Origin of the sequence: Aquisalinus luteolus (genome assembly GCF_009712425.2) — a bacterium.
Classification (GTDB): Bacteria; Pseudomonadota; Alphaproteobacteria; order Caulobacterales; family Parvularculaceae; genus Aquisalinus; species Aquisalinus luteolus.
On record NZ_VCJR02000001.1, the window covers coordinates 1,114,193 to 1,128,933 of the forward strand.

A 14,741-nucleotide genomic window follows, 5' to 3' on the forward strand; every position below is an offset into this window, starting at 1 on the left:
CATTGACCATCCATTTGAGAAAACTCTGCGTTGGTGCGGAAAGCATCGACGACCTTTCCCGTTATATCGACAAGCGCGTCGCCCATCGTAAAAAGGCCGGCCTGTCGCACACCCATGCCCATGAAACACGCATGTGGCCGAAACGCGAGGACGAGTTGCTCGATGGCGGGTCTCTCTTCTGGATCATAAAGGGCATGATGTGCGTGCGCCAGCCGATTGCCGGGTTCGAGGAGTGCTTCTCCGGGGAGGGCATCCGCTATTGCCGTATCCTGCTCAAGCCGGACCTGATCCAGGTTGACCCACGCCCGCACCGGCCGTTTCAGGGATGGCGTTACCTGAAGCCCGAAGAGGCGCCGCGTGACCTCTCTGCCAGCGAACAGAACATGGAGCCGGAACTGGCCCGTGACCTGGCTGAGCTGGGACTGATCTGATTTACCTTGCGCGGCCGGCAGGGAGCGGTAGGCTATCTCTTCTATCAAGATAGCAGAAGTAAAGCCTTCCATGCTTTTCGCCAGAATCCTCCCAATCCTCACCACTTTTTTCTCCCTTCTCATTGCCGCTCAGGCGAGTGCCGTTGAGCTACCGGATGATGCGGAAGTCGAAGAATTTATGCGGCAGGCTCATGTTCCGGGTCTCGCCATCGCGTGGCTGACAGGCGGGGAAGTGGTGGATGTCCGTTACTACGGTGTCAGCGACATAGACCTCGGCGAGCCAGTGACAGACAACACGGTCTTCGAGGCGGCGTCCCTGACCAAGCCGATGCTCGCATATATGGCGGTCAGTCTTAATGATGAGGGGCGGATAAACCTCGATCGACCGCTAGCCGAGACATGGCAGTCGCCGCGCGTGACGGACACGGAGTATTATCCGATGCTGACGCCGCGCCTCATCCTCTCCCATCGCACGGGCATGCCGAATTGGGCGGGCGATCCGCGCGATCCGGAAACATGGGAGGCTATCCCGTTCAAATGGCCCCCGGGCGAGGCCTTCGGCTATTCCGGCGAGGCCTACATGCTGCTGCAGGCCTATATGGCGGCGGAGACCGGGGAGACGTTCGGTGGCTTCTTTGACTGCGTGCTGGCCGGAGATATGTACGGCACGGCGCTGGATCATGTGCCTGATGGTGCCGTGCCAGCCTATGGCCACGATGGGAAAGGCCAGAAAGGTTTTCGCAGCAGGACACTCGATGTCGCTTCTGCACCGGGTGGGGCCTATTCAGCGCTGACATCTGCTGCCGACTACGCCCGCTTCGTGTCCCGCGTCTGCCGGGGCGAGGGGCTTGGTCCTGAGGCACACAGGGCGATGCTGAAGCCACAAGGGCCTGTCGAGGAAAAGTCATCCGTCTACTGGGCATTGGGATGGGGTGTCGTGCCAGATGGTGGCAAGCCCATCTATTTCCATTGGGGTGACAATGATGTGTTCAAGGCCTTCGTCGCGTTTCGTGGCGACAGCTGCGATGGGGTTGTCTATTTTGCCAATGCCCAAGGCGGACTGAAATTGATCGGTCCTCTGGCGGGGCCGGTGGTTGGCGACCTGTCGCCGGTAATCGACTGGCTCGGCTATGGCGCGCCGGGCGATGTGGACTGAGCCAGCCAGCGACAAAAACTGCTTGTCAAATCGGCCAGATGATCCCCTGATAGCCGGATAAAGGGAAAGTGTGCCGCATCTCAGCAGGCATGAAACGGGAGCGTCGAGTGTTACTTATCGCCATCATCGCAGGAATTGTCATCGCGGCCATCATCGCTGCTGTACTGTTGTCATCGGGCGGAAAGAAGCATGTCGAAAGACAGCTGGCTGACGGGCGCGGGCCACATGTGGAGATCGGGCTGACTGTAGCTCATCGCATGCTCGTTCTACAGGGCGGTGAGGCGGTTTCCCTCGCGCCGGGCATAATGGAGGTTGTTGGCAAGGAGCTTTTCGGCGATCGGTACGAACCGCAATTGGGCGCAGAAGCAATGAAGGGTGTCGCCAATGATGCCGACCGTTTCGACAGCTATATCAGTGTCATGTCGGCTGCTGCGAAAGAAATCTCCACCGACGAACACAAGCAGGAGTGGCTCATTGCCGGACATCTGGCTTTGATGCTGACGCCTGGTGATGACATCGAGGGCCTGCTCGCGCTCAAGAAAATCAGTGAGAAAATCTGGGATGACCCGGTGACAGGACAGCAGAAAGTTCTCTCGACAAGCGAGCGGGCCGGCCAGCTGAAGGATGCTATCGTAAGTCGGCTGGAGCAGGAGGCAGCACAAACAGCCTGAGTAGTTCTCAGGCTTCCGTGACTTTCATGTTGTCGATCAGCCGAGTGCGGCCCAGCATCGCGGCGATGAAGACCCGGGCGTGCGCCAGTTCCTCCTCTGTCAGCTTCCCGGGGCCGAGCGGGGACAGGTCCTTGCCCGAGCGGGCCTCGAAATAATCGATAGCGCCGAAGCCGGCATGCTTGAGCAGGGCATGGCCATCCTCGATCGAGCCGAGAACGTCGCCGCCCTGGGTGAGCTTGAGGGCTGTCTGGCGCAGAACCTTGTTCAGCTGACCGGCTATCCGTCTTTCTACGGAAGAAAGATAGGCATTGCGCGATGACATGGCGAGGCCGTCTTCCTCGCGCACGATCGGCCCGCCGATAATCTCGCTTCCTATATCAAGATCTTCGTTGAGGCGTCGGATGACGAGAAGCTGCTGGTAGTCCTTCTCGCCAAAAATGGCGACGTCAGCCCGTACCTGGTTGAGCAGCTTGGCGACCACCGTTGCAACGCCACCGAAGAAATGCGGGCGTGACTGGCCGTCCAGCGGCTCCGACAATCCCTCTACCTTGACGGAAGTCGCAAAACCCTCCGGATACATTTCTTCAGGCTGGGGCAGGAAAACGAAATCGCACCCTGCGCCGGCAAGCATCTTCATGTCTTCGGTCTCGCGGCGCGGATAGGTTCCCAGATCCTCATGGGCGGCAAACTGCTTCGGGTTGACGAAGATGGAGGCGACACAGCGATCGGCCCGTTGCTTGCCCAGCCGAACAAGGGAAAGATGCCCTTCATGCAGGGCGCCCATGGTGGGCACGAAGGCGATAGACTCGCCAGCACGGCGGTACTGCGCGATGCGATCGCGCAGGCCAGCCACCGTTTGTGTGCTGTCGGGGATAGAATCGTTCTCTACTTGCTCTGCCATTGTCGTGTTCCGGAAACCTGCTGAACCTCTGCGCCTGACGGGTGATATAGATGAAGATGAACCGCTACCCAACTCCTATCAGCCGACGCGCCATGCGCGGGGCAGGGATGGCCGCCCTGATAGCCTCAGGGCTGGCTTTGACAGGCTGTGAATCCTTCAGCGATGACCTGCCAGCGGCGCCGACCGACCCCGTCAGTATATCCGCCACTTCACCATCAATGCAGGGCACGGCGCGCTCGACTGAACTGTACACGACGCAAGGCCAGTACGCGGGTACGCCGCCGCGAGGGACTGCTCCTGCGCAAGGCACAATGCCGCAAGGGACGGCAACGGCACAGGGCAGTTCATCTCAGGGCAGCTCCTCTCAGGGCGTGCCCGCCGCGCCATACACGTCGACGCCGCGCTATGACAGCCAGTATCCCGATTACTGGGAGAGCGTGCAGGAGGGCAGCGCCAGTGGCGGTGATCTGGCCCGGGCTCAGCGCGACGGGCTCGTAGTGACAGACGGGGCGGCAATGCCCTCACGGCCAAGGCAGCAACAGGGGCAATCTCAAGGGCAGCAACAGGTGCAGGGATATGGCAGCCAGCACTATGCCGGTACAACTTACACGGATCCGGCTGGTCTGGCGCCACCACCGGTGCAACAGGCGCCACAACGGGCGACTGCTTCCCAACCGGCTTATGCCAGTGATGAGATACCGGAAGCACCAGTCTCTACACCGGCCTATGGCGGGCGGAGCGCTGTGCCACAACGTGGCAGCGACGGATTGCCCGTCTATGGCGAGACGCAGGAAGATACCCTGCCGCCAAGGAGCGCCCCACCGGTACCTCAATCAGTGAGCCCGCAAGCCGTGATGCCCGCGCCGGGCGGACGATATGGTCTGCACCTTGCGTCTTACCGGGTCATCGACAATGCCTATTCCGGTTGGGATATCCTGCTCGGGCGGCATACGGATGAACTTGGCATACTCGAGCCGCGCATCGCTGCAGAAGATATCCCCGGGCTGGGCCTTCACTACCGCCTCAAGGCAGGGCCGCTTGCCACCCGTGAAGAGGCGATATCCCTGTGTGAGCGGATCAAGGCCGGTGGCGACTACTGCGCCGTCATGGCGTTCGATGGCGAGCCGCTCTGACGCAGGTTCCGCATCTTCGCGAAAATCACTTCCTGTCACATGAATCAACGTAAGCTCTGCGTCATGCACCTGTCGGTTGCATTCCCGTTGCGTTTTACCCAGATCGGTACTCTATATGTCGAACCCGTTCAGATCCGTTCCGGACTACAAGCCTGATACTGTCGATGCAGCCGAGGCTGTGCGCGAAGGTGATCACACCGGGTCCGATCAGCAGGCCGAGACCCATGTGATCGTCATCGGTAACGAGAAGGGCGGCTCCGGCAAGACGACCGCCGCAATGCATCTTATCGTGTCGCTGATGAAAGCGGGCTACGAGGTTGGCGCATTGGACCTCGACATCCGGCAAAAGAGCCTGTCGCGCTATCTGGAGAACCGGGTCAAATGGGCGATCCAGAACGAGGTCGATCAGGCCGCGCTGCCTGTACCCCTGATATTGCCGCCGCCCTTCAGCAAGCTCGACAGCCGTGAGCAGGCTTATGCAGCTGAGACAAAGGGTTTCCAGGATATCCTGATGAAGTTTGCCCGTTGCGATTTCCTTGTCATCGACTGCCCCGGTGCCGATACGCATCTTTCCCGTCTGGCACATGCCCATGCGGACACGATCGTCACGCCGATGAATGACAGCTTCGTCGATTTCGACCTGCTCGCGCGCATCGACAGCCAGACCGGCGAGATCGAGGGGCCGAGCCTCTATGCCGAGATGGTCTGGGAAGCACGCCAGACCCGTGCTCGCGCAGGGATCATGGGGGGCATAGACTGGGTCGTGATGCGCAACCGCATGGGCGCAGTCAACGCGAACAACAAGAAGCGCGTCGGCAAGATGCTGGACCAGCTGTCCAAGCGGATCGGGTTTCGCCTGTCGAAAGGCTTCGGTGAGCGGGTGATCTATCGCGAGCTGTTCCCGATGGGGCTGACGCTGCTCGATCTTGGAGCTGAGGGCGTGCCGAAATCCATGACATCCATGAGCCATGTCACTGCGCGGTTCGAGATCAGGACCTTCCTGGCCTCGCTCAACCTGCCAGACAAGCGCGGCCTGAAGAAGGTCGCCTGAGGGCCGGGTTTAACGGGCTTTACAGGCGACCTGCACTGGCCCGATGATGTGGGTCACTAAATCGAGGGCATCCCGTGCTGGCCATTCTGATCATCATTGCCGCAATATCCGGCGTTTTCCTGCTGCCACCGCGGTACACTGACCGTTTTGGTTTAAAGCTGCCGCGGCCGCGCAAGACGAAGCGCCTCTATCAGGGCGTTTTCTTTTTCTCGCTGATCGCTATCGCGCTCTACCTGAAAATCATACCGTTCGCGCTGATCTTGGGGGTTATAGCCATCGGCGTGATGGTGATGGAGCGAATCCGCGAGGCGCTGCTGGATAATGAAGACTTGCGCGAAGACGCCAGGCCCGGAAAAAGCAGCAATAGCCGGGCTGAATGGCGGCCACGCAGCGGGGCAATGGAAATCTCGGAAGCCTATTCGGTACTTGGCCTGAAAGAGGGGGCAAGTCTCGAGGAAGTGGATAACGCTTACAAGCGCCTCATCGGGCAGCTGCATCCGGACCGTGGCGGTACAGACTATCTCGCTGCAAAGCTGAACGAGGCTCGGGATGTGCTGAGGCACCAGTTGAAGGGCAGCCCGGGTAAATGAAAAGGCCGCGTTCAATGCGCGGCCTTTTGCTAGTTACTTGTTCGAATGCAGGTCTACGAGCCTGTCGTGATGCTCATCTGAAGCTGGCTCATGGCCGGCATGTCGGCGCTTTCCAGCGCATCTTTCAGGTCGGTCGAGAAGCTGATCTGGCGCGCCAGATCTTCCAGGGCGGCATTCATGATAGTCGTCCACGTACCGCTAAGGCCGCCGCCTGTCTTGGCTGAGTTGTAGCCGGTGAAGGAGTCGCTGAACACGACTTCGCCAGTAGTATTGTCGACCAGGGAAACATCAGCTTCGACAGTGCCGAAGAATTCTACCGTGACGAGGCCTGTCTTGTAGTCGAACCACAGGTCGTTGACCGTGGTTTGCAGCGTGAACGGAGCATTGTCGCTAACCACGGAGTGACCGTTCGCAGCGAGCATGGTTTCCAGTGTTGTCTGCACCAGATCCTCGACCGGTTTGTCGTTGACGATATTGCCGGTGTTCTGGCCATAGCCATTACGCTTGTAGCCGATCAGGTAAGACCGTTTCGGGTCTGCCGTTTCCGGCTTGCCGACGGGTTTGCGGTCCGGCCGCGCATCGGTGACATCTGCGATCATGATGTCTGTCGACGGTGCCTCGGAAATGACGCCAGGCTTGGCAACATCGCTGGTATAGGCGAGGGTAAGTTCCTCATCCCCGAATGCGCAGGCGGACATGCCCAGCGCCATGGCCAGTATCAGTAAAAGTCTCATTCCCCGTGATCTCCTTGTTAACGGTAGATGATTCCGTATGCGATGGATTCACCGGTCTTGCGGGCAAGCTCTTCAAGCTCGCTGGCAAACACCTCATCGGTGAAGTCGAGTGTGTTGGTGGAGCTGAACTTGCCGACCCGGTTTGGATAATCCCGCCAGATGGTGCGGTCCTTCTCATCCAGTACCTTGACGTTGACATTGATGAAGGCTCGCAATTCCTCGGAGTCTTTCGACCGTCTCGTCAGACCCCAGTCCTGCAGATCTATGACAAGCTTGTGGCTGGCGGCGTTTGCATCGTCAGTAAGCGAAACGCTGTTGCTCGACGTTAGCTTGGCCAGGAGTGCTGCCTCGATAAGCGCACCTATTTCTAGGCCTTCCGCTGTTCCCCGCCAGATATCTGCCGTCTCGTTGTCCTGCGCATTGTTCTGTGCAGAATTGACGACAGCGCCGGCAACGCCGAAGAGGACGGCCGCCGTCGCAGTTTCGTCCATGCGTTCATTGATAACTGTGTAGTTGCCTACGGCGTCTTCCATTTCGACATGGAGAGCCTTGATATCGACGCCACCCAGATCGTCTTTTTCCTGTGCTGACGCAGTCGCGAAAAAGGCTGTCACGAAAACAGCCAGAAATAATCCAACGCGAGTATTCACTTACCCTGTCCCTCATTCGTGCCCGGGAGGACGTAACCATGAGTTGAGGTGGCGGACAAGTTAAATCGATGACGCGACCAAGCAGCCTCGTCAGGAGCCAGAATACCTGCCTGATATCGTCAGGCGGCCCAGTCGATGACGACCTTGCCGGACTGGCCGGAGCGCATCACGTCGAAGCCTTTCTGGAAATCATCCGCCTTCACATGATGGGTGATGATCGGCTTCAGGTTCAGCCCGCTCTGGAGCAGGGCACCCATCTTGTACCAGGTCTCGAACATGCGCCGGCCATAGATGCCCTGCACCTGCAGGCCCTTGAAGATGACCTTGTCCCAGTCGATGCCTGCGCCTTTCGGCAGTATGCCGAGCAGTGCGACATGGCCGCCATGGTTCATCGTGTCCAGCATAGACTGAAAGGCTGACGGCACGCCTGACATCTCAAGGCCAACGTCGAAGCCCTCGGTCATGCCCAGTTCCGACATCACGTCGCGCAGGTTTTCCTTGGCGACATTGACCGTGCGGGTCGCGCCCATGGTCTTTGCCAAGTCGAGGCGGTAGTCGTTCACATCGGTGATGACGATGTTCCGTGCACCGACATGGGCGGCGACGGCAGCGGCCATGGCACCGATCGGCCCGGCGCCGGTGATCAGCACATCTTCGCCGACGAGATCATAGGTGAGGGCGGTGTGCACGGCATTGCCGAACGGATCGAGGATCGCGCCGAGATCATCAGTCACGGCGTCCGGCAGCTTGTAGATATTGATGGCGGGAACGGCGATGTAATCAGCGAAGGCCCCCGCCCGGGAGACCCCGATGCCGACCGTGTTGCGGCACAGGTGTCGCTTGCCGGCGCGGCAGTTGCGGCAATGGCCGCAGGTGATGTGGCCCTCGGCCGAGACGCGGTCGCCGATAGACAGGCCCTTCACTTCAGAACCCAGCTCGACAATTTCACCCATGAATTCGTGGCCAACAGTCATCGGCACGGGGATCGTGTTCTGCGCCCATTCATCCCAGTTATAGATGTGTATGTCGGTGCCGCAGATCGCAGCCTTCCTGACCTTGATCAGAACATCATTGTGCCCGACCGACGGTGCCTTGACCTCTTCCAGCCAGATGCCTTGCACTGGCTTCGACTTGACGAGAGACTTCATGGATTGATCCTCAGATGACGCCGAGTTCCTTGCCGGCGGTGGTGAATGCGTCGATGGTGCGGTCGATCTGCTCAGGCGTATGCGCGGCAGACATCTGTGTACGGATGCGCGCCTTGTCCTTGGGAACGACCGGATAGAAAAAGCCGGTGACATAGACGCCGAGTTCGAACAGGCGGTTTGCCATCTTCTGCGACAGGGCGGCGTCATGCAGCATGACAGGGATGATCGGGTGTTCGCCTGGCAACAGCTCGAACCCGGCATCGGTCATTCCGGTACGGAAGTGTTTTGCGTTTTCGAACAGCTGCTTGCGCAGGTCATCGCCCTCGCGCACCAGTTCTATGGCCTTGATCGACGCCCCGACGAGGGAGGGCGTCAGGGCGTTGGAGAAGAGATAGGGGCGGGCGCGCTGGCGCAGCAGGTCAATTACCGGCTGGGCCGCGCAGATATAGCCCCCCATGGCCCCGCCCAGCGCCTTGCCCAGTGTGCCGGTCAGGATATCGACCTTGTCCATCACGCCGTGATGCTCCGGCGTGCCGCGGCCGCCATCGCCCATAAAGCCGGTCGCATGGCAGTCATCGACCATGACGAGGGCGTCGTATTTCTTGGCGACTTCGCAGAGCCGGTCGAGATGGGCGATATAGCCATCCATCGAGAAAACGCCGTCAGTCACGACCAGCTTGGTCCGCGCGCCATCGGCATCGGCCTGTTTCAGCTGTGCTTCGAGGTCATCCGCGTCATTGTTCTTGAAGCGATAGCGTTTGGCCTTGCACAGGCGCACACCGTCGATGATCGAAGCATGGTTCAACTCATCCGAGATGATCGCATCCTCGGCGGTCAGCAAGGGCTCGAAGACGCCGCCATTGGCATCGAAGCAGGCAGCGAACAGGATCGAGTCATCATAGCCGAGGAAGTCGGCAATGGTGTGCTCCAGCTCGCGGTGGATATCCTGGGTGCCGCAGATGAAACGGACGGAGGCCATGCCATATCCGTATTTCTCGGCGGCATCATGGGCGGCGCGGATCAGGGCAGGGTGGTCGGCCAGGCCCAGATAATTATTGGCGCAGAAATTCAGGACGCGCTTTTCCTGTCCGTCCTTCTTGACCGTTATCTCGGCAGACTGGGGGGAGGTAATCTCACGCTCGACCTTGTACAGGCCTTGCTCCTCGATTTCCTGCAGGGTCTGGCTGATCCGGGAAAGAAAGCTGTCGGACATTCTGGTCTCCTTTGGCGGGAATGTAGATGTAATGACCGGGACGAACAATATTTGCCCCACTCAAGGGAGGGGCAATTGAGAAGAACGCCATAAAGTTGTGAGAAATCAGGTCTTTATGGCAGTAACGCGCTATTTTGTTTGACTGTGTGAAATAGTTAATTCAAATTAACCTCGATTAAACGGGTGGGATCATGGCCACCCGCCAGCCCGGTCATAGTGACCCGGGGGAGAGTGTTGTGGGGTTTAGTATCATGATGAAGAAATTCAAATATGCCATTGCGCCTTTGGCCGTTGCGGCAATGCTGGCCGGGTGCGAGAGCACGATGGAACCGGCACCGAGTATCGCTGCGCCTTCTGTAGATTCCGAGCGGATGAGCGAGCTTGAGCGCCAGAACTCTGCGCTTCGCCAGCAGAACGCCAGCCTTCAATCATCGCTGGAAACGCAGACGAGCATGTCATCGGCCGACAGCACTGGCGCTTATGCCGACCTGCCGCCGGCAAAGCCGGGCGAGTGTTATGCCCGCATCCTGATCCCGGCGCAGTATGAGTCCTACACTGACCGTCTGCTTGCTTCCGAAGCATCAGAACGTGTCGAGATCATCCCGGCCCAGTATGAATGGGCGGAAGAACGCGTCGTCGTGAACGAGGGCGGCGAGCGTATCGAAGTCGTTCCGGCAACCTATCGAATGGTGACCGAGACGGTGGTTGTCGAACCGGCGCGCATCGAGCTGAAAACCATTCCGGCCCGCTACGAGACCCGCACCGAGCGTGTGCTGGTAAAAGAGAGCTATACCAAATGGGTGCAGGGGCAGGGCATTATCGGCCAGTCCATGCATGGCGGTACTGTTACGGACGTACGCGGTACACCGACGGGCGAGATCATGTGCCTGATCGAAGTGCCGGCCGAGTACAACACGATCGAAAAGCAGGTGCTGGTATCACCGGCCCGGACCGAGCAGATCCAGGTGCCGGCTGTGACCCGCACGGTGACGAAACGTGTTGTCGACACACCGGCCACAACTCGTGTGGTGCCGATCCCGGCAACCTATGACACGGTCCGTGTTCGTCGTGAGGTTGCCCCGGCATCCGAACGCCGCATTCCGATCCCTGAGACCTATAAGACCGTAACCAAGCAGCGCAAGGTTGGTGAGGAACGGCTCGTCTGGCGTGAAGTGCTGTGTGAGACAAATACAACACCCGACGTAATTCGACGCGTCCAGACCTCTCTTCGCCGCGAAGGGTATGATGTCACCGTTGACGGTGTTCTCGGGCCGAGTACGATGAGGGCGATCGAAGCCTATCAACGGCGCGAGAATTTGGGCACAGGGGGGCTGACTATGGCGACTGTGCGCAGCCTTGGCGTGATGTAACAAACGCCGGAAGGCCATCAGAGGGAAAAAGCGGCCGGCATAGCGTCCGGCCGTTTTTTTTTTGTTTTCTGCAATAGGCGAAAAACGGGATTGCGAATTACGGGTGGCTTCTGTATCAGAAGCTCTCCCTTTGCCGGGACCGATAGGGGTATAGCTCAGCTGGTAGAGCATCGGTCTCCAAAACCGAGGGTCGCGGGTTCGAATCCTGCTGCCCCTGCCATTTTGGCATTTCGGCCCGGCATGCGAAAATCTCCGGAAAAATCGTTTGTGTTACAGCCGGTTGCGGTTACGCTTGTAAAAAATGACAAGCGCTAACATGCGCGCCCGGGAGGTAACGATATGTCTGACACGGAAAAGCCCGTAGCCGCTGGCTCACGCCCCGATCATTCCGCCTATTGGCGGGCGACCTTGACGCTCACCCTGTCCTTGCTGGCGGTCTGGTTCGTCGTTTCCTTTGGCGCAGGCATCCTGCTTCGTGACTTCCTGGACCAGTTCTCCATCGGCGGCGCACCGCTGGGCTTCTGGTTCGCCCAGCAGGGCGCGATCTATGTCTTCGTTGTACTGATCTTCATCTATTGCATCGGCATGAACCGCATTGCCCGCAAGCACGGCATCAAGGGGTAGGGACATGGATCAGGCATTCTGGAGCTATCTCTTCGTCGGGCTTTCCTTTGCCCTTTATGTCGGTATCGCGATTTGGGCCCGGGCAGGGTCCACCAATGATTTCTATGTCGCCGGTCACGACGTCCACCCGACGCTGAACGGCATGGCGACGGCGGCTGACTGGATGTCGGCGGCCTCCTTCCTGTCGATGGCAGGTCTCATCGCTTTTCTGGGCTATGGCGGATCTGTCTACCTGATGGGCTGGACCGGCGGCTATGTGCTGCTCGCCATGCTGCTGGCGCCATATCTGCGCGAGTTCGGCAAGTTCACCGTGCCTGATTTCGTCGGCGACCGGTATTATTCGACCTTCGCCCGTATCGTCGCCGTGATCTGCGCACTGTTTGTTTCCTTCACCTATATTGCCGGGCAGATGAAAGGCGTCGGCGTTGCCTTCTCCGGCTTCCTCGGCATTCCATTCGAGTGGGGCATCGTCATCGGCATGGTCGTCGTCTTTTTCTATGCCGTGCTCGGCGGTATGAAGGGTGTGACCTATACCCAGGTCGCGCAGTACTGCGTGATGATCTTCGCCTATACCGTACCGGCGATCTTCATTTCGCTGACGATCACCGGCAATGTCTTCCCGCAGCTCGGGTTCATCTCAGACGTGCGGGGCGAGGATATCTCCATGCTGGCGAAACTGAACGGTGTACTGACCGATCTCGGTTTTGCTGAATATACCTCGACCAACAAGACGATGATCGACATTTTCTGCATCACCGCCGCGCTGATGTTCGGTACCGCCGGTTTGCCGCATGTGATCGTGCGGTTCTTCACCGTGAAGAGCGCCAAGGCGGCCCGCATCTCCGCCGGCTGGGCCCTCCTGTTCATCGCGATCCTCTATACCACCGCTCCGGCGGTTGGTGCGTTTGCCCGCCTCAACTTCATCGATACGGTCAATGAAGCGACCTATGTGAGCGACGAGGATTACGAGACCCGCTCCGCTGAGATCGAGGCAGAGGGCGGAAAGGCCGTGCCGGCATGGTTCAAGAACTGGGAGCCTACGGGGCTTGTCTCCTTCGAGGACAAGAATGGCGACGGACAGATGCAGATCCGCGGCCCGAACGCGCCCGATGGGCTGGAGAACGAGGTGACGGCCAATAATGACATCTTCGTGCTTGCCAATCCTGAGATTGCCCGGCTGCCCGGCTGGGTTATCGGCCTCGTCGTTGCCGGTGGCATGGCCGCCGCGTTGTCCACGGCAGCGGGCCTGTTGATGGTCATCTCGTCAGCCGTCAGTCACGACCTTTGCCGCCGTACCCTATTCAAGGGAATGAGCGACACGACCGAACTGAGGATCGCCCGCGTCGCGGCGGCAGGGGCGGTGTTCGCCGCAGGCCTCGTCGGGCTGTTCGCCGACAAGCTCGGCTTCGTTGCCCAGGTGGTCGCCTTCGCCTTCGGGCTCGCGGCAGCTTCGCTGTTCCCGGTGATCTTCCTCGGTATCTTCTGGAAGCGCATGAACAAGGAAGGGGCCATCGTCGCCATGCTGACCGGCCTGATCACCACTTTCGGTTATATCTACTTCTTCAAGTTCGGCGGCGGCACGCCCGACCAGTACCTGTTCGGCATCTCGCCGGAGGGGATTGGCTTCCTCTTCATGTGGGTGGCGCTCATCGCGGGGATCGTCACCGCGCTCATGACCCGGGCGCCGTCGCAGGAAATCCAGGACCTGGTCGAGGATATCCGCGTGCCGGGCAGCCGCACCGGCCATGGGGAGGGCGACGCCGCCATGCCGCCCGGCTGACCAAAGGTATAAGCGGAATATTCTTGACAGATCATCCGAGATGACCGATTGAAGCGCATCTCCCAAAAGGAAAGATCGGCCAAAACCCTTGTAAGGGCACTATCAAACCGTATCTTTCAGTGACGCAACGCTGGACAGGAAACATGGCCAAGAAACCAGGCAAATCGACCAAGTCGTCATCAGGCAAGGCCAACAAGGGCCGCGAGCGCGATCCGGATATCAAGGTAACGCAGGAAAATGCGCCCAGGAAGAAATCCGTCGGCCCGGTCCAGTTCTGGAACCAGGTGATCAGCGAAGGCAAGAAGGTCACCTGGACCTCGCGCAACGAGACGTTCGCCTCCACGATCATGGTGCTGATCATGGTCGTGATCATGTCGCTGTTCTTCCTCCTGGTCGACCAGCTGCTGCGCATCGTCGTCCAGTTCATTCTCGGCCTCTAACCAATAGTCAGGATCAAGCCCGTGGCACATAAATGGTACATCGTTCACGCCTATTCGAACTTCGAGAAGAAGGTCGCTGACTCGATCAAGATGTCGGCCGCCGAGAAGGGCCTGGAGCAATACATCGAGGAAGTCCTGGTGCCGACCGAGGAAGTGGTCGAGGTGCGCCGGGGCCGCAAGATCAACACCGAGCGCCGCTATTTCCCCGGCTACGTGCTGGTCAAGATGATCCTCAATGACGACACCTATCACCTCGTCAACGACACGCCGAAGGTCACCGGCTTTCTCGGCACCGGCAAGAAACCGCTGCCCGTCAGCCAGAAGGAAGTCGACCGCATCCTTGGCGTCATGGAAGAGGGTGTCGAGCGTCCGCGTCCGACGATCCTGTTCGAGATCGGCGAGAATGTCCGCGTCACCGACGGTCCGTTCGCGTCCTTCTCCGGCGTTGTGGAAGAAGTCGACGAGGACAATGCCCGCCTGAAGGTCGCCGTCTCGATCTTCGGCCGCGCCACCCCGGTCGAGCTGGAATACTCCCAGGTCGAAAAGGGCAGCTGAGGCAGGGCTACCCCAAGAGCCACACTGCAGAATTCAGGAACGCCGCGAGCATGACGCTTGCGGCGTTCTTGTTTTGGGCGGTGCCGCACCGGTGTTTCACTGTCAAGGCGGCACCCGCTTCGCGACGCGCCAAAGGCGCGGCCTTGACAGCGAAACACCGGCACGACAATTGGCAGCAATGCCTGTAAGGCACAATGTGCCTTACAGGCACTTGGCGAGACTTTTCCTGTACCAATGTCGCCTCGTCCTTCGTGGCTCCTTCGGAGCACCTCAGGATGAGGCTCTTTCCTCCTC

General features: G+C 59.3%; 16 protein-coding genes and 1 tRNA gene. 12 read left to right on the forward strand and 5 right to left on the reverse strand.

The features are described from left to right. Positions 1–14: 14 nt before the first annotated feature. The 3 genes from FF098_RS05155 (at position 15) to FF098_RS05165 (ending at position 2,258) form a co-directional block, all read left to right on the forward strand. Positions 15–431 (forward strand): DUF1489 family protein, encoded by a 417-nt coding sequence (locus FF098_RS05155; protein WP_205967393.1) that lies wholly within the window; start codon positions 15–17, stop codon positions 429–431. A gap of 70 nt (positions 432–501) precedes the next feature. After that, positions 502–1,587: a serine hydrolase domain-containing protein gene (locus FF098_RS05160; RefSeq protein ID WP_155138111.1), complete on the forward strand. Its 1,086-nt coding sequence runs from the start codon at positions 502–504 to the stop codon at positions 1,585–1,587. Between the two features lie 107 nt (positions 1,588–1,694). Then, complete coding sequence (locus FF098_RS05165; protein WP_155138113.1) at positions 1,695–2,258, forward strand: hypothetical protein; 564 nt, start codon at positions 1,695–1,697, stop codon at positions 2,256–2,258. A gap of 7 nt (positions 2,259–2,265) precedes the next feature. Here the strand turns inward: FF098_RS05165 and panC are convergent, their stop codons facing one another. Continuing rightward, complete coding sequence (gene panC / locus FF098_RS05170; RefSeq protein ID WP_155138115.1) at positions 2,266–3,159, reverse strand: pantoate--beta-alanine ligase; 894 nt, start codon at positions 3,157–3,159, stop codon at positions 2,266–2,268. A 50-nt stretch (positions 3,160–3,209) separates the two neighbouring features. Between panC and FF098_RS05175 the strand changes: the two genes are divergently transcribed. From FF098_RS05175 to FF098_RS17540, 3 genes are all read left to right on the forward strand, one after another. After that, the gene (locus FF098_RS05175; protein ID WP_155138117.1) at positions 3,210–4,292 is read left to right on the forward strand and encodes an SPOR domain-containing protein; all 1,083 of its coding nucleotides are present in this window, start codon (positions 3,210–3,212) and stop codon (positions 4,290–4,292) included. Positions 4,293–4,407: 115 nt separating this feature from the next. After that, positions 4,408–5,343 (forward strand): division plane positioning ATPase MipZ, encoded by a 936-nt coding sequence (locus tag FF098_RS05180; RefSeq protein ID WP_155138119.1) that lies wholly within the window; start codon positions 4,408–4,410, stop codon positions 5,341–5,343. A gap of 74 nt (positions 5,344–5,417) precedes the next feature. Further along, entirely contained in the window at positions 5,418–5,933 is a 516-nt protein-coding gene (locus FF098_RS17540) for a J domain-containing protein (RefSeq protein WP_205967394.1), read from the forward strand. A gap of 53 nt (positions 5,934–5,986) precedes the next feature. On the opposite strand, the gene FF098_RS05190 is transcribed toward FF098_RS17540, so the two are convergent. From FF098_RS05190 to FF098_RS05205, 4 genes are all read right to left on the reverse strand, one after another. Next, positions 5,987–6,667, reverse strand: a complete 681-nt coding sequence (locus FF098_RS05190; protein ID WP_155138121.1) for a hypothetical protein — start codon at positions 6,665–6,667, stop codon at positions 5,987–5,989. A 17-nt stretch (positions 6,668–6,684) separates the two neighbouring features. Beyond that, complete coding sequence (locus FF098_RS05195; protein WP_155138123.1) at positions 6,685–7,317, reverse strand: hypothetical protein; 633 nt, start codon at positions 7,315–7,317, stop codon at positions 6,685–6,687. Between the two features lie 119 nt (positions 7,318–7,436). Continuing rightward, positions 7,437–8,465, reverse strand: coding sequence for an L-threonine 3-dehydrogenase (gene tdh / locus FF098_RS05200; RefSeq protein ID WP_155138125.1), 1,029 nt, complete (start codon positions 8,463–8,465; stop codon positions 7,437–7,439). Between the two features lie 10 nt (positions 8,466–8,475). Continuing rightward, positions 8,476–9,678: a glycine C-acetyltransferase gene (locus FF098_RS05205; protein ID WP_155138126.1), complete on the reverse strand. Its 1,203-nt coding sequence runs from the start codon at positions 9,676–9,678 to the stop codon at positions 8,476–8,478. Positions 9,679–9,929: 251 nt separating this feature from the next. Here FF098_RS05205 and FF098_RS05210 point away from each other — a divergent pair, with 251 nt between their 5' ends. The 6 genes from FF098_RS05210 to nusG all read left to right on the forward strand — a co-directional run bounded on the left by FF098_RS05210 (position 9,930) and on the right by nusG (position 14,447). Next, entirely contained in the window at positions 9,930–11,048 is a 1,119-nt protein-coding gene (locus tag FF098_RS05210; RefSeq protein ID WP_166426341.1) for a peptidoglycan-binding domain-containing protein, read from the forward strand. Between the two features lie 144 nt (positions 11,049–11,192). Further along, positions 11,193–11,268: transfer RNA gene (locus tag FF098_RS05215), tRNA-Trp, on the forward strand. Between the two features lie 119 nt (positions 11,269–11,387). Beyond that, positions 11,388–11,672, forward strand: a complete 285-nt coding sequence (locus FF098_RS05220) for a DUF4212 domain-containing protein (protein WP_155138130.1) — start codon at positions 11,388–11,390, stop codon at positions 11,670–11,672. Positions 11,673–11,676: 4 nt separating this feature from the next. Continuing rightward, complete coding sequence (locus FF098_RS05225; protein WP_155138133.1) at positions 11,677–13,452, forward strand: sodium:solute symporter family protein; 1,776 nt, start codon at positions 11,677–11,679, stop codon at positions 13,450–13,452. A 143-nt stretch (positions 13,453–13,595) separates the two neighbouring features. Further along, a complete protein-coding gene (gene secE / locus FF098_RS05230; protein WP_155138135.1) occupies positions 13,596–13,892 on the forward strand; it encodes a preprotein translocase subunit SecE in 297 nt (98 codons plus the stop codon). Positions 13,893–13,913: 21 nt separating this feature from the next. Further along, entirely contained in the window at positions 13,914–14,447 is a 534-nt protein-coding gene (gene nusG, locus FF098_RS05235) for a transcription termination/antitermination protein NusG (RefSeq protein ID WP_166426342.1), read from the forward strand. Positions 14,448–14,741: the final 294 nt, after the last annotated feature.

What these genes read in the sequence shown, in the direction of transcription:
- FF098_RS05160 (WP_155138111.1), top strand. Translation starts at nt 502, where the DNA reads ATGCTTTTCGCCAGAATCCTCCCAATCCTCACCACTTTTTTCTCCCTT.
- panC (WP_155138115.1), bottom strand. Translation starts at nt 3,159, where the DNA reads ATGGCAGAGCAAGTAGAGAACGATTCTATCCCCGACAGCACACAAACG.
- FF098_RS05175 (WP_155138117.1), top strand. Translation starts at nt 3,210, where the DNA reads ATGAAGATGAACCGCTACCCAACTCCTATCAGCCGACGCGCCATGCGC.
- FF098_RS05180 (WP_155138119.1), top strand. Translation starts at nt 4,408, where the DNA reads ATGTCGAACCCGTTCAGATCCGTTCCGGACTACAAGCCTGATACTGTC.
- FF098_RS05190 (WP_155138121.1), bottom strand. Translation starts at nt 6,667, where the DNA reads ATGAGACTTTTACTGATACTGGCCATGGCGCTGGGCATGTCCGCCTGC.
- tdh (WP_155138125.1), bottom strand. Translation starts at nt 8,465, where the DNA reads ATGAAGTCTCTCGTCAAGTCGAAGCCAGTGCAAGGCATCTGGCTGGAA.
- FF098_RS05205 (WP_155138126.1), bottom strand. Translation starts at nt 9,678, where the DNA reads ATGTCCGACAGCTTTCTTTCCCGGATCAGCCAGACCCTGCAGGAAATC.
- FF098_RS05210 (WP_166426341.1), top strand. Translation starts at nt 9,930, where the DNA reads ATGATGAAGAAATTCAAATATGCCATTGCGCCTTTGGCCGTTGCGGCA.
- FF098_RS05220 (WP_155138130.1), top strand. Translation starts at nt 11,388, where the DNA reads ATGTCTGACACGGAAAAGCCCGTAGCCGCTGGCTCACGCCCCGATCAT.
- FF098_RS05225 (WP_155138133.1), top strand. Translation starts at nt 11,677, where the DNA reads ATGGATCAGGCATTCTGGAGCTATCTCTTCGTCGGGCTTTCCTTTGCC.
- secE (WP_155138135.1), top strand. Translation starts at nt 13,596, where the DNA reads ATGGCCAAGAAACCAGGCAAATCGACCAAGTCGTCATCAGGCAAGGCC.